The sequence below is a fragment of the Chitinilyticum piscinae genome (assembly GCF_015223195.1).
Classification (GTDB): Bacteria; Pseudomonadota; Gammaproteobacteria; order Burkholderiales; family Chitinibacteraceae; genus Chitinilyticum; species Chitinilyticum piscinae.
Window position 1 is genome coordinate 350,508 of sequence record NZ_JADFUA010000002.1, and the last position, 21,534, is coordinate 372,041.

The 21,534-nt window shown below is 57.0% G+C and carries 20 protein-coding genes; 18 read left to right on the forward strand and 2 right to left on the reverse strand.

Annotated features, from left to right (window positions below; all coding sequences use genetic code 11):
* The first annotated feature begins 91 nt into the window (after positions 1–91).
* Complete coding sequence (gene trhP, locus INR99_RS05480) at positions 92–1,450, forward strand: prephenate-dependent tRNA uridine(34) hydroxylase TrhP (RefSeq protein ID WP_194115406.1); 1,359 nt, start codon at positions 92–94, stop codon at positions 1,448–1,450.
* Between the two features lies 1 nt (position 1,451).
* A complete protein-coding gene (gene def, locus INR99_RS05485) occupies positions 1,452–1,973 on the forward strand; it encodes a peptide deformylase (protein ID WP_194115318.1) in 522 nt (173 codons plus the stop codon).
* Here the strand turns inward: def and INR99_RS05490 are convergent.
* Both INR99_RS05490 and INR99_RS05495 read right to left on the reverse strand, forming a co-directional pair.
* Positions 1,970–2,188: a hypothetical protein gene (locus INR99_RS05490; RefSeq protein ID WP_194115319.1), complete on the reverse strand. Its 219-nt coding sequence runs from the start codon at positions 2,186–2,188 to the stop codon at positions 1,970–1,972. The two genes, def and INR99_RS05490, sit on opposite strands and share 4 nt — an antisense overlap.
* Before the next feature lie 68 nt (positions 2,189–2,256).
* A complete protein-coding gene (locus INR99_RS05495; protein WP_194115320.1) occupies positions 2,257–2,460 on the reverse strand; it encodes a cold-shock protein in 204 nt (67 codons plus the stop codon).
* Between the two features lie 350 nt (positions 2,461–2,810).
* Between INR99_RS05495 and argS the strand changes: the two genes are divergently transcribed.
* The 16 genes from argS (at position 2,811) to galU (ending at position 21,516) form a co-directional block, all read left to right on the forward strand.
* Positions 2,811–4,529: an arginine--tRNA ligase gene (gene argS, locus INR99_RS05500; RefSeq protein ID WP_194115321.1), complete on the forward strand. Its 1,719-nt coding sequence runs from the start codon at positions 2,811–2,813 to the stop codon at positions 4,527–4,529.
* Between the two features lie 227 nt (positions 4,530–4,756).
* Positions 4,757–5,122: a response regulator gene (locus tag INR99_RS05505; RefSeq protein ID WP_194115322.1), complete on the forward strand. Its 366-nt coding sequence runs from the start codon at positions 4,757–4,759 to the stop codon at positions 5,120–5,122.
* Positions 5,123–5,143: 21 nt separating this feature from the next.
* Positions 5,144–7,348: a chemotaxis protein CheW gene (locus INR99_RS05510; RefSeq protein ID WP_194115323.1), complete on the forward strand. Its 2,205-nt coding sequence runs from the start codon at positions 5,144–5,146 to the stop codon at positions 7,346–7,348.
* A 27-nt stretch (positions 7,349–7,375) separates the two neighbouring features.
* On the forward strand, positions 7,376–7,849 hold the full coding sequence (locus INR99_RS05515; RefSeq protein WP_194115324.1) for a chemotaxis protein CheW: 474 nt from the start codon (positions 7,376–7,378) through the stop codon (positions 7,847–7,849).
* Positions 7,850–7,863: 14 nt separating this feature from the next.
* Positions 7,864–10,599 carry a methyl-accepting chemotaxis protein gene (locus INR99_RS17895; RefSeq protein WP_373308273.1) on the forward strand — a complete coding sequence of 912 codons (2,736 nt, stop codon included), beginning with the start codon at positions 7,864–7,866 and terminating at the stop codon, positions 10,597–10,599.
* Positions 10,600–10,619: 20 nt separating this feature from the next.
* Complete coding sequence (locus tag INR99_RS05525) at positions 10,620–11,480, forward strand: CheR family methyltransferase (protein WP_194115325.1); 861 nt, start codon at positions 10,620–10,622, stop codon at positions 11,478–11,480.
* Positions 11,477–12,088: a chemoreceptor glutamine deamidase CheD gene (gene cheD / locus INR99_RS05530; protein WP_194115326.1), complete on the forward strand. Its 612-nt coding sequence runs from the start codon at positions 11,477–11,479 to the stop codon at positions 12,086–12,088. Before INR99_RS05525 ends, cheD begins: the two co-directional genes overlap by 4 nt.
* A 17-nt stretch (positions 12,089–12,105) precedes the next feature.
* The gene (locus INR99_RS05535) at positions 12,106–13,188 is read left to right on the forward strand and encodes a protein-glutamate methylesterase/protein-glutamine glutaminase (RefSeq protein WP_194115327.1); all 1,083 of its coding nucleotides are present in this window, start codon (positions 12,106–12,108) and stop codon (positions 13,186–13,188) included.
* Between the two features lie 36 nt (positions 13,189–13,224).
* Positions 13,225–14,559, forward strand: coding sequence for a sigma-54-dependent transcriptional regulator (locus INR99_RS05540; RefSeq protein WP_194115328.1), 1,335 nt, complete (start codon positions 13,225–13,227; stop codon positions 14,557–14,559).
* A 71-nt stretch (positions 14,560–14,630) separates the two neighbouring features.
* On the forward strand, positions 14,631–14,954 hold the full coding sequence (gene fliE / locus INR99_RS05545; RefSeq protein WP_194115329.1) for a flagellar hook-basal body complex protein FliE: 324 nt from the start codon (positions 14,631–14,633) through the stop codon (positions 14,952–14,954).
* A gap of 26 nt (positions 14,955–14,980) precedes the next feature.
* Entirely contained in the window at positions 14,981–16,699 is a 1,719-nt protein-coding gene (gene fliF / locus INR99_RS05550; protein ID WP_194115330.1) for a flagellar basal-body MS-ring/collar protein FliF, read from the forward strand.
* A 24-nt stretch (positions 16,700–16,723) separates the two neighbouring features.
* The gene (gene fliG, locus INR99_RS05555; protein WP_194115408.1) at positions 16,724–17,719 is read left to right on the forward strand and encodes a flagellar motor switch protein FliG; all 996 of its coding nucleotides are present in this window, start codon (positions 16,724–16,726) and stop codon (positions 17,717–17,719) included.
* 3 nt (positions 17,720–17,722) lie between these two features.
* Complete coding sequence (locus INR99_RS05560; RefSeq protein WP_194115331.1) at positions 17,723–18,547, forward strand: FliH/SctL family protein; 825 nt, start codon at positions 17,723–17,725, stop codon at positions 18,545–18,547.
* On the forward strand, positions 18,531–19,931 hold the full coding sequence (gene fliI, locus INR99_RS05565) for a flagellar protein export ATPase FliI (protein WP_194115332.1): 1,401 nt from the start codon (positions 18,531–18,533) through the stop codon (positions 19,929–19,931). The genes INR99_RS05560 and fliI overlap by 17 nt, the downstream gene beginning before the upstream one ends.
* A gap of 4 nt (positions 19,932–19,935) precedes the next feature.
* The gene (fliJ, locus tag INR99_RS05570) at positions 19,936–20,367 is read left to right on the forward strand and encodes a flagellar export protein FliJ (protein WP_194115333.1); all 432 of its coding nucleotides are present in this window, start codon (positions 19,936–19,938) and stop codon (positions 20,365–20,367) included.
* Positions 20,368–20,445: 78 nt separating this feature from the next.
* The gene (galU, locus tag INR99_RS05575; RefSeq protein WP_194115334.1) at positions 20,446–21,516 is read left to right on the forward strand and encodes a UTP--glucose-1-phosphate uridylyltransferase GalU; all 1,071 of its coding nucleotides are present in this window, start codon (positions 20,446–20,448) and stop codon (positions 21,514–21,516) included.
* Positions 21,517–21,534 lie beyond the last annotated feature (18 nt).

Genomic DNA, 21,534 nt, shown 5'->3' on the forward strand with positions numbered 1-21,534 from the left:
ATTTTATGGTGTTGCAGTTTCCCCGGGCAGCCAAACGCGCTACAATCGCGCCCCTTGTCGAATCTGAATGCCGCGAGTTGTCCCGATGACGCTGAAAGTCCCCGAATTGCTGTTGCCTGCTGGTGATCTGGAGCGCATGCGCGCTGCCTACGATTATGGTGCCGATGCCGTGTATGCCGGCCAGCCGCGCTATTCCCTGCGCGCGCGCAACAACGATTTCAAGCTGGAAAACCTGAAAACCGGCATCGAGGAAGCGCATGCGCGTGGCAAGAAGCTGTTTGTCGCCAGCAACATCCTGCCGCACAACGCCAAGATCAAGACCTATCTGGCCGACATGGAGCCGGTGATCGCGATGAAGCCGGATGCGCTGATCATGGCCGACCCCGGGCTGATCATGATGGTGCGCGAGAAGTGGCCCGAGCAGGTGATTCATCTTTCCGTGCAGGCGAACACGGTGAACTATGCCGGTGTAAAGTTCTGGAAGTCGATGGGCGTCGAGCGCGTGATTCTGTCGCGCGAGCTGAGTCTCGATGAGGTTGAGGAAATCCGCCAGCAATGCCCGGATACCGAGCTGGAAGTCTTCGTGCACGGCGCGCTGTGTATCGCCTATTCCGGCCGCTGCCTGCTGTCGGGCTATTTCAACCACCGCGACCCGAATCAGGGCACCTGTACCAACGCCTGCCGCTGGGATTACAAGACCATCGACACGCAGGAAGACGATGCCGGCGACGTGAAGCCGCAGGTGATCCAGTTCGACTTCAACAAGGCAATGTCGGATGCCAACCAGAGCTTTGCCGCCTGTGGCGGCGCCGAACGCCACCCGCTGGCCGACAAGACCTACCTGATCGAAGAAGCCAACCGCCCCGGCGAGCTGATGCCGATCATGGAAGACGAGCACGGCACCTACATCATGAATTCCAAGGACCTGCGCGCCATCGAGCACATCGAGCGTCTGGTCAAGATCGGCGTCGATTCGCTGAAGATCGAGGGCCGCACCAAGAGCCTGTATTACGTCGCCCGCACCGCGCAGACTTACCGCCAGGCGATTGACGACGCCGTCGCTGGTCGCCCGTTCAATCCGGCACTGCTGGCTGATCTGGACGGCCTGGCCAACCGTGGCTATACCGATGGTTTCTACGAGCGCCATCACACGCACGAATACCAGAACTACCTTGACGGCCATTCCAAATCCAAGCGCAGCCAGTACGTTGGCGAAATCGGCGAGATCAAGGATGGCTGGGCGCAGGTGAATGTGAAGAACCGCTTCGAAGTCGGTGACGAACTCGAAATCATCCATCCGAGTGGCAATATCGTCATCAAGCTCGACGCCATTCGCGGCAAGGGTGGGGCGATGGTCGACGCGGCGGCCGGCAATGGCGTGGAAGCGGCGATTCCGCTCGATGCGAAATATGCCAACGCGCTGATCGCGCGCATCCTGCCGGAAGCCTGACATGGCGGTGCGACCGGTGCTGAAAATGGGCGAGCCGCTGCTGTTGCGCCGCGCCGAGCCGGTCGCCGAGTTCGATACGCCTGAATTGCACGCGCTGGTGGCCGATCTGTTCGACACCATGGCCGCCACCGGCGGCGTCGGCATTGCTGCACCGCAGATTGGTGTATCACTGCAGGTGGTGATTTTCGGCTTCGAGAAAAGCGAGCGTTACCCGGATGCCGAGCCGGTACCGCAGACGGTGCTGATCAATCCGGAAATCGAATTGCTCGGGCAGGAGCAGGAAGAGGGCTGGGAGGGGTGTCTGTCTGTGCCCGGCTTGCGGGGTAGCGTGCCACGCCATACCCTGATCCGGTATCGCGGCTTTGATCAGTTCGGCCAGAGTATCGACCGTAGCGCCAGCGGCTTTCATGCCCGCGTTGTGCAGCATGAATGCGATCACCTTTGGGGTGTACTGTACCCGCAGCGCATCCGCGACATGACAAAGTTCGGTTTCACCGAGATCCTGTTTCCCGGGCTGGTTTAGTCCGTTAGAGGGAGTGAATGCGCCGGAGGGGCGGCTTCGCTGTCGCCAGCCGGTGCGGCCTGTTGTTTGTCCATCCGGGCTTCTGACCAGGAGCAGGCAATGGCAAACAGGGCGATTGCGCCAAGAATTTCGAGTATCAGAGCCAGTGCCTGCATCTGTTTTTCCTCCGGAGAAGGTATTAGCTTAGTAAGCTGACAGACGAAGTCAAGACGCATGATGGATCCGGCGCGCAGGCAATAAAAAACCCGGCTTGCGCCGGGTTTTTTGCGATCAGAGCAGCTAATTACAGCGGCTTGATGGCGGAAGCTTGCAGACCCTTTTGGCCTTGAGCAACTTCGAAGGAAACGCGCTGGCCTTCAGCCAGGGTCTTGAAGCCGTTGGTTTGGATCTGGGAGAAGTGAGCGAACAGGTCGTCGCCGCCTTCGTCCGGAGTGATGAAGCCGAAGCCCTTGGAGTCATTGAACCACTTAACGGTACCGGTAGCCATGGAAATATCCCTTGGTAAAAATTTAGTAAAAACGGTCCGCACGCAAAGCGTGACGGATGCAGACAATCAAGGGAAATGGCAATACGAGGAACTGCAAAGGTTACGACGATATGCTGCAAATCACCGCCTGAGCATCTGGCGAGAGCCTTTGTACGCGAACTCGAGGGAGAACACAAGCGTTTTCGTAGAAGGGAGGCAAAATACCCCTCATGTTCGTGCTGCTCGCCAGCGAAAAAACCGGCAGGGCTAGCCTCGCAGTTGCTGGCCTTGTTTTCCGCAAAGCGGGCGCAGCAGGTACAATAGCGGTTTACTTATTTGCCCAACCCCGCCGCCGCGGGGCAATCGACCGCATGACGATCCAGCAACTGCTTTCCCTGCGTGTGCAGGCGGCCTTGGCCGCTGCCGGCGCTCCCGATACACCCGCCGTGGTGCAAGCTTCCTCCAAGCCGGAATTCGGCGATTTTCAGGCCAATGGCGTGATGGGTGCGGCCAAGGCGCTCAAGACCAATCCGCGTGCTCTGGCGCAAAGTGTGGTCGAGCACCTTGATCTGACCGATATCGCTGACAAGGTCGAGATTGCCGGCCCTGGATTCATCAATATCCATTTGGCACCGGCCTTTTTGGCGGCGCGCCTGCAGGCCGCACTGGATGATGCTGCGCTGGGTATCCGCAAACCAGCTGCGCAAAAGGTGATGGTGGAGTATTCGTCACCGAATCTGGCCAAGGAAATGCACGTCGGCCATTTGCGCTCGACCATCATCGGCGATGCGATCGCCCGCGTGCTGGCGTTTGTCGGCCATGATGTGACGCGGTGCAATCATGTGGGGGACTGGGGTACCCAATTCGGCATGCTGGTTGCCTACCTGGTCGAAACGCGCCAGTCCGGCGACGCCGAGCTTGAGCTGGCCGATCTGGAGAATTTCTACCGCAAGGCCAAGGTGCGTTTCGATGAAGATCCGGTCTTTGCCGATACGGCTCGCCAGTATGTGGTCAGGCTGCAAGGTGGCGACGCGGAAGTGCTTGCGCTGTGGAAGCAGTTCGTCGCCGTGTCGATGGAGCACTGCCAGGCGGTCTACGACAAACTGGGCGTCGGGCTGACGCTGGATTCGGTACGTGGCGAATCGGCCTATAACGATGACCTTCCCGTGGTCGTCAGTGATCTGCGCGCGGCCGGCTTGCTGGTCGAAGACCAGGGGGCGCAGGTGGTGTTCCTGGATGAATTCAGGAATCCCGAGGGTGATGCGCAGGCGATGATCATCCAGAAAAAGGATGGTGGCTATCTGTATGCCACGACCGATCTGGCTGCGGTGCGTTATCGCCACCGCGCGCTGGATCTCAAGCGCGTGATCTATGTGGTTGATGCACGCCAGAGTCTGCATTTCCAGCAATTGTTCACATTGTCGAAAAAGGCCGGCTTCGCCCCGACGGACATGCAACTGGAACACGTGGCCTTCGGTACGATGATGGGCGACGATGGCAAGCCGTTCAAAACGCGGTCGGGCGGCACGGTCAAGCTGGTCGAGCTGATCGATGAAGCCATCGAGCGAGCGTATGCATTGGTAAGCGAGAAGAATCCGGCTCTTGCTGAGGATACCCGTCGCAGTATTGCTGCTGCAGTCGGTGTGGGCGCCGTGAAGTACGCGGATCTTTCTAAAAACCGCACCAGTGACTACATCTTCAACTGGGATACCATGCTAGCTTTCGAGGGCAATACTGCGCCGTATCTGCAGTATGCCTATACTCGCGTCCAGAGCGTATTCCGCAAAGTAGGTGATTTTGATGCATCGGCCGCTGTGGTCATTGATGCGGCCGCCGAGAAACAGTTGGCACTGCATCTGGCGCAATTTGACGAGGTGATTGAATCGGTGGCTTCAAGCTGCCAACCCCACCAGCTCTGTGCGTATCTGTTTACCCTGGCGCAGCAGTTCTCGCGTTTCTATGAAGCCTGCCCGATCCTTTCCGCTGAAGGCGCCACCCGTGCCAGTCGCCTCCAGCTGGCTGCCCTGACTGCACGCACACTGCGTACCGGGCTCGACTTGCTGGGAATCGCCGTACTGGACGAAATGTAAAATATTGATCGGGAATAGAAAAAGCCGCCTTCGGGCGGCTTTTTCTTTCTTTCCGCTGAACATCTGGATTGCTTTGCTGTTCGATGCTGAAAGCAAATCTTTGGTGTTGCTGCTGCCTTTGGACTATACCGAGTAGCAATGGGCATGCTGGATAACGCGCCTGAGAAAGGGGTTCCGCAAAATCCGCCCGCCCACAGATGCAGCCAGGGATACAGGAGAACACAAGCATGGCCAAGCGCGTTTTGACGGTGGATGACTCGGCATCGATCCGCCAGATGGTGGCCTTTGCACTGAAAAGTGCTGGGTATGAAGTAACCGAAGCCCCCGATGGGAATGCCGGCCTCAGTCAGGCCAAAACCCAGCAGTTCGATCTGGTGCTTACCGATCAGAACATGCCGGGCATGGATGGGCTGACCTTGATCCGCAATCTGCGCGCCTTGCCCCAGTACGCCAGCACCCCGATTCTGATGCTGACCACCGAGGCGGGTGACAGCATGAAGCAGCAAGGGCGCGCGGTTGGTGCAACGGGCTGGCTGGTCAAGCCCTTTGATCCCCAGAAACTGCTGGAAGTGACCCGCAAGGTTCTCGGTTAAGCGCTTCCCGGAGGGGTGATCATGACCATCGACATGAGCCAGTTCATCGGCGTGTTTTTCGATGAAGCGGCTGAACATCTGGCCAGCATGGAAAGCCTGCTGCTGCAGCTGGATCTGGCTAACCCGGATGATGAATCGCTGAATGCGATTTTCCGGGCCGCGCACTCGATCAAGGGCGGTGCTGCAACCTTTGGCTTCAGTGATCTTGCCGATGTGACCCACATCCTGGAGAACTTGCTGGATCGGCTGCGCCGGCATGAGCTGGCCTTGCAGGCCGTCATGGTCGATGTCTTCTTGCAGGCGGGTGATGTTTTGCGCTCGATGCTGGATGCGCATCGTGGCCAGGGTGAGGTGGATCCGGCGGCGGTTGCGGCAGTCAGCGGCCGGCTTGAAGAGTTGGCGGCGTTACAGGATGCTGCAACAGAGGCTCCGACGCCAGTCCTGCCGGATCAGGCCGGGGTTGCCGGAGTCAGCGGTACGCTGCACATCGCTCCGCAGGCGAGCGTTACTCGTGAAAATCTGGAGCGCAGCCTGGCGGCTCATGGTGTGGTTCATTCGTACAGCAATGCTTCACCGGATGGCGAAACACTGGTTGGCATGACACTCAACGGTACGGTCGAGGAGTTGCTCGGCGAACTTGAATTCGCGATCGCTCCGGAGCATTTGCGCTGGCAGGCCACGAACGCCGCAGACGTTGATCCGGGATACGGTTTTTTTGAGCCGGAAGTCGTGCAGTCTGACCCCGGTTACGGCTTCTTCGAGCCCCTTGCCGCAAAGCCTGCTGCCGAAGAGGGGGATGGTTATGGATTTTTTGAACCTTTGCCCCAGCCTTCCCGGCAAACGCATGAAGGTGACGGCTTCGGATTTTTTGTTGACCCCGCCAGCCTGCCGGCTGTGGCCACTGCCCCCTTAGAGCCAGCGCAGCAGGACACGGCGCCATCTGTAGCCCCGGTCTCTGCTGCAGTGATGAATGAAGTGGCGAGCGTACCCCCGCCGCAAAAATCCAATGCAGCTAAAACCGCGGCTTCCCATGAATCATCCATTCGCGTTGGTGTGGAGAAAGTTGATCAATTGCTTAATTTGGTGGGCGAACTGGTCATCACGCAATCAATGCTGGCGCAGAACGTCGCTGCCCTTGATCCTGCAAGCTACGGCCATTTGATCAGTGGTGTTCAGCAACTGGAGCGGAATACGCGGGAGCTGCAGGAGTCGGTGATGTCGATCCGCATGATGCCGATCTCATCCGTATTCAACCGTTATCCGCGCCTCGTGCATGACCTGGCAGCCAAACTGGGCAAGAAAGTCGAGCTGCGCATGCTGGGGGAGCAAACTGAACTCGATAAGGGGTTCATCGAAAAACTCTCTGATCCCCTGACACATCTGGTACGTAATAGTCTGGATCACGGTATTGAGGCTCCAGAAACCCGGGTGGCCAGAGGAAAATCCGAAACGGGCACGCTCACGCTGAAAGCGTTTCATCAGGGCGGGAGCATCGTGATCGAGGTGCGTGACGATGGCGGCGGATTGAATCGGGAGCGCATTCTGGCCAAGGCGCGTGAACGAGGGATGGGCGTGTCGGACTCGATGCCCGATAGCGAAGTCTGGCAACTGATTTTCGAGGCGGGTTTTTCGACTGCAGCCGAAGTAACCGATGTCTCAGGGCGCGGTGTGGGCATGGATGTGGTGCGCAGAAACATCCAGTCCATGGGGGGGCGGATTGACATTGAATCAATGCTGGGGGTGGGCTCGACTATCAGTATCCGGTTGCCGCTGACGCTGGCTATTCTGGATGGCATGTCGATCCAGGTTGGGGAGGAAATTTACATCATCCCGCTTTCGTTCATTGTGGAATCACTGCAACCGGCCAAGGATATGGTCAAAACCGTAACCGGCCAGGGGCGGGTGATCAATGTGCGGGGGGAATACCTTTCTCTGGTTGCCTTGCATGAGGTCTTTCATGTTGAACCGCGTATCACCGAATACCACCAGGGACTAACCATCATTCTGGAAGCCGACGGACAGAAGGTTGCGCTCTTCGTCGATGATCTGCTCGGCCAGCACCAGGTCGTGGTGAAAAACCTAGAAACCAACTATCGCAAGGTCGCCGGTGTCGCCGGCGCGACCATTATGGGTGATGGGCGGGTCGCCTTCATTCTGGATGTTTCCACACTAGTGAGGCTGGCCCAGAGTCGCCAGTTTGCTGCGCCGGAATTGGCGCATCACTGATTTTTGCTTCAACTGAGGAATCTGACCATGGAACAGCTGCAGGATGCAGGCAATCAGGAGCTTCTGGTGTTTACGCTCGGCGTCGAGGAGTACGGCATCGATATCCTGAAAGTGCAGGAAATTCGTGGCTACGACGCAGTGACATCGATCGCCAACGCCCCTGCCTTCATAAAGGGGGTGATCAATTTGCGCGGCAATATCGTGCCTATCGTGGATATGCGGATCAAGTTCAACCTGGGAAATGTGACCTACGACCAGTTCACCGTGGTGATCATCCTCAGTCTTGTCGGCCGTACGGTGGGGATCGTGGTGGACGGTGTTTCCGATGTGGTGACGCTGAATGCCGAGCAGCTGCGCCCCGCGCCCGAGTTTGGAGCCGTACTGGATACCAGCTACATCAAGGGGCTGGGTGCCATTGACGAGCGGATGATAATTTTGCTCGATATCGAAAAACTGATGACAAGCCAGGAAATGGCGCTCATTGAAGAAACTGCAGTCTGAGAGGAGATACGCGCATGACTTTTCAACGCCGTTTGTTGATGGTGCTGGCAGGTATGATCATCACCATGCTGATTATTGTGATGGTGAGCTTGTTGGCATCCGCCAAGACAAGTCGTGAGATTAGCGATCTCACTTCCGATCATCTGCCTCATCTGTTGAAAAGTCAGGCCATTTTCAATGAAGTAAATACCTTGGCAAGAGGTCTGCGCAATGTGCAGATCACCGCTGACCAGAATCCCACTGATAAGAGCGGGGTTGATGCCGAATGGGCGCGTGTCAACGAAGCGGAACGTAAGTTGTCCTCTTTGCTGGACGAATGGGAGTCGGATGCCAAGGCAATGGGCGATCAGGATGCTCTTAAGGATATTGCCCAGATCCGAGCCAAAAGTGCTGACTATGTCAAATCCCAGGATTTGTATCGCCAACATCTTGAGCGCGGTGATCTGGTGGCTGCTAGGGGTTTGATTCTTGGTGAATTGCGTAACAAGTACAATGCATTCCGAGACGAAATTCTGGCAGCCAGTGAGCAGGAAAAAACTGGCGCACTGGCTGCTGCCGGGGATATCGATTCGCAGGCAAGTGTGAGTATCAAGCTGGTGATTGGGCTGGGCGTGACTGGCATTGCTATCGCACTGGCCTTGTTCTATTCGCTAGTCAAGCGCGTCCGCAAGGATCTGGGCGGTGAATTCGAACAGATTCAGCAGCTGGTCACGAAATTGGATGCTGGAGATTATTCAGTCTCGCTGACTTTGCGCAGCGGAGATACGGGTAGTCTGCTGGCGCGCTTGCTTGAACTGCAACATCGTTTGGCTGATGCAGATCTGCTGGCGAAGGAAAATGCCAGAGTACGTACCGCCCTGGATGCGGTGTCTACCAGCGTCATGATTGCTGATGCTGGACGCAATATCATCTACATCAATCCAGCGCAGCAGCAATTGTTGAGCGAGGCAGAGGCCGATTTGCGTGCGGTGCTGCCGCAATTTGATTCTCGCCGGATTATTGGTGTGAACATCGACAGCTTCCATAAAAATCCTGCGCACCAGCGTGGCATGCTGGAACGATTGACTGGAAAGCATGCAACCAAACTCACAATTGGCCGCAGGCATTTTGCTCTGACCATCAATCCGATTTTGGATGCGCAGCGGAAAATTGATGGTTTTGCTGTCGAGTGGGTTGATCAGACGGAGCTGGTGGCACAGCAGGAGCGCGAACGCAAAGCCTCGGATGAAATGAGCCGGATTATGGGGGCTCTGGAAACCACGTCTACCAACGTCATGATCGCGGACGCTGACCGGAACATTATTTATATGAACCGCTCCGTGCGGGACATGCTGACCGAGGCGCAAGCCGATTTGCGCAAAGCGCTACCGCATTTCGATGTCAGCAAGGTGGTTGGCTCGAATATGGATATCTTCCATCGTAATCCGGCGCACCAGGCTGGATTGCTTGGTGGGCTGACCAGTACCTACCGTGCCCAGATAGTTGTGGCGGGCCGAACCTTCCGTCTGATTGCGAATCCGATTTTCAATCAGCAAGGGCAGCGGCTGGGTTCGGTGGTTGAATGGCTGGATCGGACGGCTGAAGTAGCAGTGGAGAAAGAGGTCGCGGAAATTGTTACCGCAGCTGCTGAAGGGGATTATTCCCGCCGTATTGGCCTGAATGGCAAGGAAGGCTTTTTCAAGTCACTGGGGGAAAACCTCAATCTGCTTATGCAAACCAACCAGGAGAGTATCAGCGAGGTTGCTACAGTCCTCTCCGAGCTGGCCCAGGGAAATCTCACCAAGCGGGTTACTGGCAACTATCATGGTTTGCTGGGCGAGCTGAAGGATGATTGCAATCTCACCATTGAGCGTCTGGGTGAGATTGTCATGCAGATCAAGGAGGCGGCCACCACCATCAATGGTGCGGCACAAGAGATTGCGGCAGGCAACAGCAATCTCTCCTCCCGTACCGAACAGCAGGCAGCAAGTCTGGAAGAAACTGCATCCAGCATGGAGGAGCTCACCAGCACGGTTCGCCAGAATGCCGAGAATGCCAAGCAGGCCAACCAGCTCGCGATCGGCGCTTCCGATATCGCCGTGCGTGGTGGCAATGTGGTCGGTGAAGTCGTATCGACCATGGCGGAAATCAACGATAGCGCCAAGAAAATCGTTGATATCATCACCGTCATCGATGGTATTGCTTTCCAGACCAATATTCTGGCGCTCAATGCAGCGGTAGAAGCGGCCCGAGCCGGTGAGCAGGGGCGCGGCTTTGCGGTTGTGGCATCCGAGGTGCGCAGTCTGGCTCAGCGTTCGGCTGGCGCGGCGAAGGAAATCAAGGCGCTGATTGGCGACTCGGTAATCAAGGTTGAAAGCGGCAGCAAACTGGTTGACGAGGCCGGGCAGACCATCAAGGAGGTGGTTGGAGCGGTAAGGCGTGTGACAGACATCATGAGCGAAATTTCAGCGGCTTCTTCCGAGCAGAGTGCTGGGATCGAGCAAGTCAATCAGGCCGTGACCAATATGGACGAAAACACGCAGCAGAACGCCGCTTTGGTCGAAGAGGCTGCGGCCGCCGCGGAAAGCCTGGAAGAGCAGGCGTCTGCGCTCGCTGTGGCGGTCAGTGTCTTCAAGACCGGCAACGACACATTTCAGCCCCCGCGGCGTGCAGCAACGCCTGCCCGCACGGGTATCGCGGTGGCCAGCCCCCGGCCTCAGGCTGCACTTGGCAAGCCGGCCCCGGAAGGTGATGACTGGGAAGAGTTCTGAATTCCAGGCCCGGAGGCAGAGTGACAGTCAATCTGGATAGGGAGTTTGATTATACCCAACGGGATTTTGCCAGGGTTGTCAGACTTATCCGCGAACATGCTGGCATTCAGTTGAATGCCAGCAAGGAGCACATGGTCTATAGCCGGCTGGTACGCCGGCTGCGCGCCCTCGGGATCGGCAGTTTCCAGCAGTATCTGGACATGCTTGAGGCCGCACCCGCTGATCCGGAATGGCAGTTGTTTATCAACGCGCTGACGACCAATCTCACCTCTTTTTTTCGCGAGCCGCATCACTTCGAACTGCTGCGCAACCATATGCTGCAACATGGTGACAGCAGGCCGTACCGGATCTGGTGCGCGGCCTCATCGACAGGGGAGGAGCCGTATAGCCTTGCAATAACTGCATTTCAATGCATGGGGTCGGATACGGCAAGGAGTATAGAGCTGATTGCTTCGGATCTGGATACGCATGTGCTGGAAACGGCAAGACAGGGTATTTATCCGCTGGAGCGGCTGGAGAAGCTGCCAATCGAAATAAAGCGGCGATTTTTCCTCAAGGGTGCAGGTGCCCGCCAAGGGCTTGCACGGGTGCGGAAAGAGGTCCGCGATGTGCTTGAATTCCGGCAAATCAATCTGCTGCATGAAAACTGGCCTCTGTCGGGGCAATTCGATGCCGTTTTTTGCAGAAACGTGATGATTTATTTTGATCAGTCGGCGCAGCGGAAGATTTTGCTGCGGATCGCTGCGCTGATGAAACCCCACGCCTTGCTTTGTGTGGGCCACTCTGAAAGTTTGCATTTCATGGGTGATGTCTTCCGGCCTTGTGGCAGAACCGCGTATCACCTCGGGCGTGTGGCTGCTGGAACGGAGATACGGGCATGAAAACCGAATTCGAGCAGGTGCTCAGCCCATCCGTTTATTACGACCGGAATTTCAGTCTGGAAGCGGCCAAAATCCTGCCCGGTGAATACTACACAACATCCAGGGATATGCTGATCGTGACGGTACTTGGCTCATGTGTCGCAGCCTGTTTGCGTGATCCGGTCAACAATATTTCCGGCATGAATCATTTCATGTTGCCAGAAACCGGGGAGAGTCTTGCTGCATTGAACGGTTTGCCTACCCGCTACGGCACCTACGCCATGGAGATGCTGATCAACCAAATGTTGAAAATGGGGGCGCAGCGCAACCGAATCCAGGCGAAAATTTTCGGAGGGGGAAAGGTCTTGCATGGCTTTACTGTTTCCGATGTCGGCGCGCGTAATGTCGCGTTTGTAAAGCGTTTTCTCGAACTGGAGAATATCCCGGTAGTGGCCGAAGATCTGCTCGACATCTTTCCACGCAAGGTATATTTCTTTTCCCAGACTGGCAGGGTTCTGGTGAAGAAGCTGAGATCCGTTCACAATAATACGATTATCGAGCGGGAAAAAGATTACAGTGCACGCCTGCGCTATCAGGAGCCCTCTGGTGATGTCGAGCTCTTCAGCTAGCTGCGTACGGTGAAAATATGGGCAGAAAAATTAAAGTTGTGGTTGTGGATGATTCCGCCCTGATCCGAGGATTGCTGCGCGAAATTATCGATGCTGCTCCGGATATGCAGTGTGTTGCGGTTGCGCCCGATCCACTGATTGCGCGTGAGCGGATCCGGGAGCTTGATCCCGATGTCATTACCCTGGATGTTGAAATGCCCAAGATGGACGGGCTGGAATTTTTGTCCAGATTGATGCGCTTGAAACCGACACCGGTGGTCATGGTATCTTCGCTGACTGAACGGGGCACCGAAATTGCCCTTCGTGCACTGGAACTGGGGGCAGTGGAAATCGTGGCGAAGCCGAAGATCGACATCGTGAATGGCATGAACAATTACGCTGACGAAATCAGGGAGAAAATCCGTGCTGCCGCACAGGCTTCGGTGCAACGAGCCGCGATGCCTGCAGTGCCGCCCAGCCATACTGCGGATGCCGTGCTGCCCAAGCAATCCAAACCCTTGCTGAAGTCGGAAAAGCTGATCATTGTCGGAGCTTCGACGGGTGGAACCGAGGCCCTCAAGGAGTTTTTGCAGCCCATGCCGGCGGATGCGCCTGGTATTCTGATTACCCAGCACATGCCAGAAATGTTCACTCGTTCTTTTGCTGCGCGGCTCGATTCGTTGTGCAAAATTACCGTGAAGGAGGCGGAGCACGGGGAGCGGGTGTTGCCTGGTCATGCCTATATTGCCCCGGGGCATTCCCATTTGCTGCTCGGGGTTTCCGGCGCCAACTATATTTGCGAGCTATCGCAGGCTCCACCGGTCAATCGGCATCGTCCTTCTGTGGATGTCCTGTTTCGGTCTGCGGCAAATGTTGCCGGTCGCAATGCGGTCGGGGTAATTCTCACTGGCATGGGCAAGGATGGTGCTCAGGGCATGCTCGAAATGAAGCAGGCGGGCGCTTACAATTTTGCCCAGGACGAGCACAGTTGCGTGGTGTTTGGCATGCCCAAGGAGGCAATAGCTGCGGGCGGGGTCGACGAGATACTGCCTCTACGAGAAATTGCGCCACGCTTGCTACACTGGCTGAATACCAAGGGTGGCCGTGCTACCCGCATTTGATTATCTGTTTTTCCACATTGGATTATTGAGCATCGCATGAGTCCTTTTTTGCCTGTTCTCGTTGTTGAGGACGATGATGCTTTGCGTGAAGCTCTGGTTGATACGCTCGAATTGGGTGGTTTTGAGGTTCTGACTGCCGAAGATGGTTCTGCTGCATTGCGCGTTCTTGCCTGTGAGCGGGTGGGGCTGGTGCTGTCCGATGTGCAGATGAAGCCCATGGATGGCGAGACGCTGCTCAATGAAGTAAAGCGGCACTATCCATGGCTCCCCATGATTCTGATGACTGCCTACGGGATCGTCGAAAAGGCTGTTGCTGCATTGCACGCGGGAGCCTGCCACTATCTGCCAAAGCCCTTTGAGCCGGCGAAATTGCTCGACGAAGTGCGCAAGTTCGCACTGTATGCCAGCAAGGACGCAGATCTGGTGGCGACAGATCCGGCAATGGTAAGCATGCTTGATATGGCCAAGCGTGTTGCCCTCACCGATGCCTCGGTACTGATTACTGGCGAATCCGGAACCGGTAAAGAGGTACTGGCACGGTTTATTCATGCTCAGAGCCCGCGCAGGGATAAGCCATTTGTTGCGATCAACTGTGCCGCCATTCCGGAGCAGCTTCTCGAATCAACGCTCTTTGGTCATGAAAAGGGCGCATTTACCGGGGCTACGGGGCAGCATCAAGGCAAGTTCGAGCAAGCTCAGGGCGGTACGCTGTTGCTGGATGAGATCACTGAAATGCCGCTGGCCTTGCAGGCGAAGTTGCTGCGCGTGCTTCAGGAGCGGGAAGTTGAGCGGGTGGGGGGGGCTCGCAGCATCCGTCTGGATATCCGTGTGCTGTCGACCTCGAATCGCGATATGGCCGCAGAAGTATCTGCCGGGCGTTTCCGCGAGGATCTGTATTATCGGTTGAATGTATTCCCCTTGCACTTGCCGTCGCTGCATGAACGCCCCGGTGACATCGTGCCTTTGGCGCGTGCTTTGCTCGCGAAGCATGCGGCCCGTCAGGGGGGGCGGATGCCGGTTCTTGCCGAGAGGGCCGCGCAGCTTTTGTGTAGCTATCATTGGCCCGGGAATATCCGAGAGCTGGATAACGCTGTCCAGCGAGCCTTGATTCTGGCTGCTGGCGATCTTATTGATGCTGATGCGATTTTCTTGCCGGTTGCGGCAAAAATTGCCGCGATTGCGGCGCCCCTTGGCGGGGATGCTGAGCAAGTTACCGATCTGCGAGAGGTGGAGAAGCGCCATATTCTTGATGCCCTCAAGGCGGCGGGCGGTGTCAGAAAACTGGCTGCGGAGCGCTTGAATATGAGCGAGCGAACCTTGCGGCATAAACTGGCGCAGTACCGTGAAGAGGATGGCGGGCTGCCGGTTTGAGACATGGCGCAGGAATTGCTTGCTGCTAACTGCTAGCCCCCATACAATTTTGCCAAGAAGGATAGGCCAACATGAGTGTTCAAGGTATTGACCAGATGCTGGGTGAACTGCGCTCGATGAGCGCGGCCGCCAGCGGGCAGACTGCGACACCGGCAACTGATGCTGCGGCCCAGCCTGATTTTGGCACGATGCTCAAGCAGTCCATAGATCAGGTCAACGCAATGCAGCAGGCTGCGCAGGCTCAGCAACAGGCATTCCAGTCCGGTGATCCGGAGGCGAACCTGCAGGACGTCATGGTGTCCTTGCAGAAAGCCAGTCTGAGCTTTCAGACTATGGTGCAGGTTCGCAACAAGCTCGTCAGTGCCTATCAGGAAATCATGAACATGCAGGTCTGACCTGCAGGCATCGACTTGGCTAGGGTATGGCGGAAGCGGGTACGGCAGCGCAGACTATCAACGCAGGACAGGCTCTAGGCGGATTCCAGCAACGCTTTGCTGCGCTCTCCGGTGGGCGCAAGGTGCTGCTGATGGCGGTCGGTGCAGCGCTGGTGGCGGCTTTGATTGGTGGCATGCTCTGGTCGCGCGAACCTTCCTATCGCCTGCTTTTTACCAATATCCCCGACAAAGATGCTGGTGCAGTGGTGCAGTCCCTGCAACAGATGAATATTCCCTACAAGCTTGATGCGGGCGGTATTTCCGTGCCGGCGGACAAAATCTACGACGCCCGCTTGCGACTGGCCGCGCAGGGGCTGCCCAAGGCGGGAAATGTTGGTTTCGAACTCCTGGATAACCAGAAATTCGGTGTTTCGCAATTTACTGAGCAGGTAAATTATCAGCGAGCAGTCGAGGGGGAGCTTGCCCGTTCCATAGAGTCGATTTCCGCTGTAGAAAAAGCAAGAGTGCATCTTGCGATTCCGAAGCAATCGGTTTTTTTGCGGGATCAGCAAAAGCCGACTGCCTCCGTAATCCTGACTTTGCATTCGGGGCGCCTGTTGGACGATGCCCAGGTGGCAGGCATCCTGCATCTGGTTTCCAGTAGCATTCCCGAGTTGCAGGTCAAGAATGTCAGCATTGTTGATCAGGACGGCAATCTGCTGTCGAACAACAACCGCATCAATCAGGCCAATCTCGATCAGAAGCAACTGCAGTACATTGCCCTGATCGAACGTGGTTACGTCGAGCGGGTGCAGGCCATTCTGGCGCCTCTGGTGGGCAAGGATAATGTCCGTGCCGAAGTGACGGCTCAGGTGGATTTTGCCGAGGTCGAGCAGACCTCCGAAACGTACCGCCCCAATTCCCCGCCGAATGCCGCAGCAATCCGCAGTCAGCAGACTCTGGATCAGCAGGGGCGCAGTACCGATCCTGGCGCGATGGGAGTACCTGGGGCGCTCTCGAACCAGCCGCCAGGGGCCGCAACGGCGCCGATCACGGCGCCGGTAGGATCCGAGGTGGCGAGTGCATCAGGTGCGAGTGGCAATAGCCGCCGTGAAGCAACAACGAATTATGAAGTCGACAAGACCGTGCAGCATGTCAAGCAGCCCGTCGGGTCGGTAAAGCGACTCTCGGCGGCTGTGGTACTCAATTTCAAGCCGGGCAAGAACAAGGATGGCAAGCCTGATTATGTGCCGTTTACCGCGCAGGAAATGGCCCAGATCAACAACCTGGTACGCGAGGCCATCGGTTACAACCAGTCTCGTGGTGATTCGGTGAATGTGGTCAATGCGGCTTTTGCCGACGCGCGTTCGCTGGAAGACAAACCTGTCGTCGAGAAGGCAACCGATTACCTGCAAACCAACTGGCCTAGCGTACTGAAAGCCTTGTTGCTGGCCATTGCCGTCATTTATCTGCTGTTCTTTATCGTCCGTCCGCTGATGAAGGATATCACCCGCAAACCCGAGGCCAAGCCGCTCCAGCTTGATCTGGGCGAGGGTATGGGAAGCCTCACTGCCGACAATGGTGAGGACGGGGAAGGTGGCGGTCGCTCCAGCGAAGAGGATCAGGCCCAGATGGCAGCCTTTGCTGATCTGCTGCAACAGGCCAAGGAGCTGGCCAAGAATGACCCGCGCATGGTGGCCACGATTCTGCGTGAGTGGATGAATGAAGACGAAGGCAAGAACGACAATCCCAACAAGGTTGGGTAAGGCGGGGTAGTCATGGCTGCAAACATGAACGAAGAGGGTGTACGGCGCAGTTCGCTGCTGCTGATGACGCTGGGCGAAGAGGCTGCCGTAGAGGTCTTCAAGTTTCTGGGACCTAAAGAGGTGCAGAAACTTGGCTTCGCAATGGCCAATATGAACAATGTCAAGCGTGAGGAAGTCGATCAGGTGCTGGGTGATTTCGTTGCAGCGACCCAGAACCGCGCCAACCTTGGTGCGGCTGACGAGTATATCCGCTCCGTTTTGACCAAGGCACTGGGGAATGACAAGGCGGCGAACCTGCTCGACCGCATTTTGCAGGGCAATGACAACAACGGCATCGAATCCCTGAAATGGATGGATTCTGCCGCGGTGGCCGAGCTGATCCGCAATGAGCACCCGCAGATCATTGCAACGATTCTGGTGCACCTTGAGCCCGATCAGTCTTCCGAAATCCTGGCCCATTTTGTCGAGCGTTTGCGCAATGATGTCATGCTGCGTATCGCGACGCTGGAAGGGGTGCAGCCCTCGGCCTTGCGCGAGCTGAATGACGTGTTGACGCAGTTGCTCTCGGGTTCGGACAAAATCAAGAAAAGTGCAATGGGTGGCGTTTCGGTGGCCGCCAATATTCTCAACTTCATGGGGGGTGCGGTCGAGGCGTCTGCCATTTCGAATATTCGCGAATATGATCCGGAGCTGGCGCAGAAAATTCAGGACAAGATGTTCACCTTCGACAACGTGCTGGATATCGATGATCGCGGTATTCAGCTGCTGTTGCGTGAGGTGCAGTCCGATGCGCTGATCATTGCGCTCAAGGGAACCAGCCAGGCATTGCGCGAGAAAATCTTCAAGAATATGTCGTCTCGAGCCGCGGAAATGCTGCGCGAAGACCTCGAGGCCAAGGGGCCGGTCAAGTTGTCCGAGGTTGAGGCTGAGCAGAAGGAAATCCTCAAGATCGTGCGTCGCCTGGCGGATGAAGGGCAGATCGTGCTTGGCGGCAAGGGTGACGAAGGGCTGGTGGAGTAAGCGATGGCCTCCAATTCCCGCCGGGTAATTCCGAGCGAAGAGCTTTCCGGTTTCCAGCGCTGGCAATTCGGCTCGTTGCTGGATGGCCTGGCGGCGCAGCCTGCTCCCGTGGCCGAGTCTGTGCCCGATGCTCCCGAGTCGCCGGCTGAGCTGCTTGGTGTTGATGAGGGTATGCAGCCCACTGCATTCATAGATGAGGAATCGGGGGGGGTACCTGATGATGTATCCCCCGAGCTGAGTGACGAGCCGGCTCTTCCTTATCCAACCGCTGAAGAAATCGAAGCAATTCAGCGGCAGGCGCACGAAGAAGGTTATCAGGCTGGCCTGCAGACCGGGCGTCAACAGGCAGAGGTCGAGCAGCGTCGACTGCAGCAGCTGGCGGATGAGTATGGCGAATGGCTGCAGCAGGCTGAGGCAGCCCTTGCGGAAGAGGTGCTGGATCTTGCATTGGTGGTGGCGCGCCAGGTACTTCGCGATGCGTATGCTGCAGACCGCAAGATTCTGCTGCCCGGTATTCGCGAGGCGCTGGCAGCCCTGCCGGCGGCGCGTGCGCCGGCGCGTTTGCATCTGCACCCTGATGATTGCGAATTGCTACAGGGCGATCTGAAGCTTGAGCTGACCGATGATGTCTGGCGGCTTATCCCTGATCCTGCCCTTGCGCCGGGTGGCGTGCGGATCGAGACGCCTGCCTCTTCGCTGGATGCGTCACTGGTCGCGCGCTGGCAGTCGCAATTGAGTGTCTTGCGACGCAATCAGCGTGAAGACTTGCAGCTGGAGCTCTCCGGATTGCCTGAGGACGGGCTTGCATCCGATGACCAAGGCGATTGACCGGACACGGCAATACCTTGCGGACTGCACGGTGGCCTCGCAGTGGATGCGTCCGTGGTTGCCGCAGGGGCGATTGACCCGTGTTTCCGGCTTGGTGCTGGAGGCTTCGGGTCTGCGCCTGCCGATCGGTACGTCCTGCGATGTCATTACCCCTGGTGGGCATCCTGTCGAGGCGGTGGTCGTTGGTTTTGATGCTGACCGGCTGTTCCTGATGCCGATCGCCGAGTTGTATGGTGTCGAGCCGGGCGCCAGGGTGGTGCCGCATGAAGATGTGGCGGCCTGGATTCCCGAATACGGTTCCGAGCGTCCGTTGATGCGCCGCCAGGAAGATCACGGCAGGCAGATGCCGGTGGGCTGGGGCTTGCTGGGGCGGATTCTTGATGGGCTGGGACGTCCGCTGGATGGCAAAGGCAAGCTTGAATCCGATGCCTGGCAGCCGCTCTTTGCCCGGGCGTATAACCCCATGGATCGCGAGCCTGTCCGTGATGTGATGGATGTGGGGGTGCGTGCGATTAATGCCATGCTGACGGTTGGCCGGGGGCAGCGGCTGGGCCTGTTTGCCGGTTCCGGGGTTGGTAAATCCGTGCTGCTGGGCATGATGGCACGGTTCACCACGGCCGATGTCGTGGTGGTGGGGTTGATCGGCGAGCGCGGACGCGAAGTAAAGGACTTCATCGAGAATATTCTCGGAGAAGAAGGCTTGCGTCGCTCGGTGGTTGTTGCTGCTCCGGCGGATACGCCGCCCTTGTTGCGCCTCTACGGCGCGGCTTATGCGACTTCGATTGCCGAGTATTTCCGCAATCAGGGGCAGAATGTGCTGCTGATCATGGATTCGCTGACGCGCTACGCGATGGCCCAGCGGGAAATTGCTTTGGCAGTCGGCGAGCCTCCGGCGACCAAGGGTTATCCGCCTTCTGTGTTTGCCCGTTTGCCGCAACTGGTTGAGCGTGCAGGGAATGGGCGTGAGGGTAGTGGTTCGATCACGGCCTTTTATACCGTGCTTTCCGAGGGGGATGATCAGCAGGATCCAATTGCCGACAACGCGCGGGCAATTCTCGATGGTCACTTTGTGCTTAGTCGGCAGCTAGCCGAGGCGGGGCATTATCCCGCGATTGATATTGAGGCTTCGATTTCGCGCGTCATGCACGACATCATTCCGCATGCCGAATTCGAGTTGGTGCGCCGTTTCAAATATTTGTATTCACGCTATCAACGCAGCAAGGATCTGATCAGTGTGGGCGCCTATGTGCCTGGTAGTGATCCGGTACTGGATGAGGCAATTCGTCGTTATCCGGTGTTCGAGCAGTTTCTGCAGCAGGCCATCAATGAACGCGAGGATTATGCTGGCGCTAGAATGAAGCTGGCACAACTCTTCTCGGTGTGAGGTAATGGCTCAGTTCCGCTTTGCCTTTCTGCTTCAGCTGGCGCGTGACGAGCGTGAGGATGCGGCTCGTAAAATGCAGGAGGCCCAGGCGAGCTGGTTGACTGCACAGGGTAAATTCCAGCAGCTGGACGGTTATCGCGCCGAGTATCGCGCCAGGCTCACTGCGCAGAACCAAGGAGGAATGACGGTTGCACAGTGGCGGGATTATCAGCTGTTTCTCGGCAAGCTGGATGAAGCGTGTTCGCTGCAGCAGCAGGAAATCCAGCGTCTTGAACTGCGTTACCAGCAACTGCGTGCTGTCTGGCAGGAAAAAGACCGCAAGGTCAGTGCGTTCGAGGCGCTGCAGCAGCGGCATGACAAGGCCGAGTTGCTGCGCGAGGGAAAGCAGGAGCAGAAGCTGCTCGATGAATTTAATAGTCGCCTGAAGCGCAATTAGCAAGGCTGTTTAATTTATTAAACAATCATTCGTTTTTCGTGAGCTTGACCTTGTTGTTTATTTGAGTGAACATGAGGCATGCGCAAGTCAGACATTTTGCAGCTTTTCGGTACCCAATCCCGCTTGGCCGAGGCGCTTGGTGTTGGGCGCTCGGCCATTTCGCAATGGCCCGAGCAATTGCCGCAGCGCCAATCCGATCAGGCGCTTGGCGCGGCACTGCGCCTCGGGTTGCTGCAACACTTGCCTGCTCATTTACGACTCAAGCCAGAGGATCAAGCAATGCAAAAGGTACGCAAGGCCGTATTTCCCGTCGCCGGCATGGGCACCCGTTTTCTGCCTGCCACCAAGGCCAGTCCCAAGGAAATGATGCCGGTTGTCGACAAGCCCCTGATCCAGTATGCGGTAGAAGAGGCGATAGCGGCAGGCATCACCGAGATGGTGTTCATTACCGGGCGCAACAAGCGGAGCATCGAAGATCACTTCGACAAGGCCTACGAGCTGGAAAACGAACTGGAAGCGAAGGGTAAAGACAAGCTGCTGGAAATTCTGCGCGGCATCATTCCGAAATCCGTGACCTGCATCTATATTCGCCAGCCTGAGGCGCTGGGGCTGGGGCATGCCGTGCTGTGTGCCAAACCTGTTGTCGGAGATGAGCCCTTTGCCGTAATTCTGGCCGATGATCTGATCGACGGGCCGGAAATGAAGCACATGGTCGAGGTCTTCAACGATACGCATTGTTCAGTACTGGGGGTCGAGGAAGTTGCCAGGGAGGAAACGGCTTCCTACGGGATTGTTGAAGTCCAGGATGCTCCGGCTAGTCGCTTGCGCATCAATAACATCGTCGAGAAACCGAAGCCGGAGGAGGCGCCTTCCAACCTCGCCGTGGTGGGGCGCTACATTCTGACTCCGCGGATTTTTCACCACCTGCAGCATGTGCAGCCTGGCAAAGGGGGGGAAATCCAGTTGACTGACGGGATTTACGCGCTGATGCAGGAACAGCACATCCTGGCGCACAAATTGCACGGCACTCGCTATGATTGCGGCTCGAAGCTTGGATACCTGAAGGCGACGGTTGAGCTTGGCCGCAAGCACTATGAAGTAGGTGCGGACTTCGATGCCTATCTGAAATCGCTATGCGCCAGCAAGTAAACGTGCAACCCTGAGACG

Coding starts and splice junctions, on each gene's coding strand:
- INR99_RS05505 (WP_194115322.1), top strand. CDS start 4,757: ATGGCCAAGCGCGTTTTGACGGTGGATGACTCGGCATCGATCCGCCAG.
- INR99_RS05560 (WP_194115331.1), top strand. CDS start 17,723: ATGGCCTCCAATTCCCGCCGGGTAATTCCGAGCGAAGAGCTTTCCGGT.
- fliF (WP_194115330.1), top strand. CDS start 14,981: ATGGCGGAAGCGGGTACGGCAGCGCAGACTATCAACGCAGGACAGGCT.
- INR99_RS05515 (WP_194115324.1), top strand. CDS start 7,376: ATGGAACAGCTGCAGGATGCAGGCAATCAGGAGCTTCTGGTGTTTACG.
- INR99_RS05490 (WP_194115319.1), bottom strand. CDS start 2,188: ATGCGTCTTGACTTCGTCTGTCAGCTTACTAAGCTAATACCTTCTCCG.
- argS (WP_194115321.1), top strand. CDS start 2,811: ATGACGATCCAGCAACTGCTTTCCCTGCGTGTGCAGGCGGCCTTGGCC.
- INR99_RS05540 (WP_194115328.1), top strand. CDS start 13,225: ATGAGTCCTTTTTTGCCTGTTCTCGTTGTTGAGGACGATGATGCTTTG.
- fliJ (WP_194115333.1), top strand. CDS start 19,936: ATGGCTCAGTTCCGCTTTGCCTTTCTGCTTCAGCTGGCGCGTGACGAG.
- fliI (WP_194115332.1), top strand. CDS start 18,531: ATGACCAAGGCGATTGACCGGACACGGCAATACCTTGCGGACTGCACG.
- def (WP_194115318.1), top strand. CDS start 1,452: ATGGCGGTGCGACCGGTGCTGAAAATGGGCGAGCCGCTGCTGTTGCGC.
- INR99_RS05535 (WP_194115327.1), top strand. CDS start 12,106: ATGGGCAGAAAAATTAAAGTTGTGGTTGTGGATGATTCCGCCCTGATC.
- fliE (WP_194115329.1), top strand. CDS start 14,631: ATGAGTGTTCAAGGTATTGACCAGATGCTGGGTGAACTGCGCTCGATG.
- fliG (WP_194115408.1), top strand. CDS start 16,724: ATGAACGAAGAGGGTGTACGGCGCAGTTCGCTGCTGCTGATGACGCTG.
- INR99_RS17895 (WP_373308273.1), top strand. CDS start 7,864: ATGACTTTTCAACGCCGTTTGTTGATGGTGCTGGCAGGTATGATCATC.
- INR99_RS05510 (WP_194115323.1), top strand. CDS start 5,144: ATGACCATCGACATGAGCCAGTTCATCGGCGTGTTTTTCGATGAAGCG.
- galU (WP_194115334.1), top strand. CDS start 20,446: ATGCGCAAGTCAGACATTTTGCAGCTTTTCGGTACCCAATCCCGCTTG.
- cheD (WP_194115326.1), top strand. CDS start 11,477: ATGAAAACCGAATTCGAGCAGGTGCTCAGCCCATCCGTTTATTACGAC.
- INR99_RS05495 (WP_194115320.1), bottom strand. CDS start 2,460: ATGGCTACCGGTACCGTTAAGTGGTTCAATGACTCCAAGGGCTTCGGC.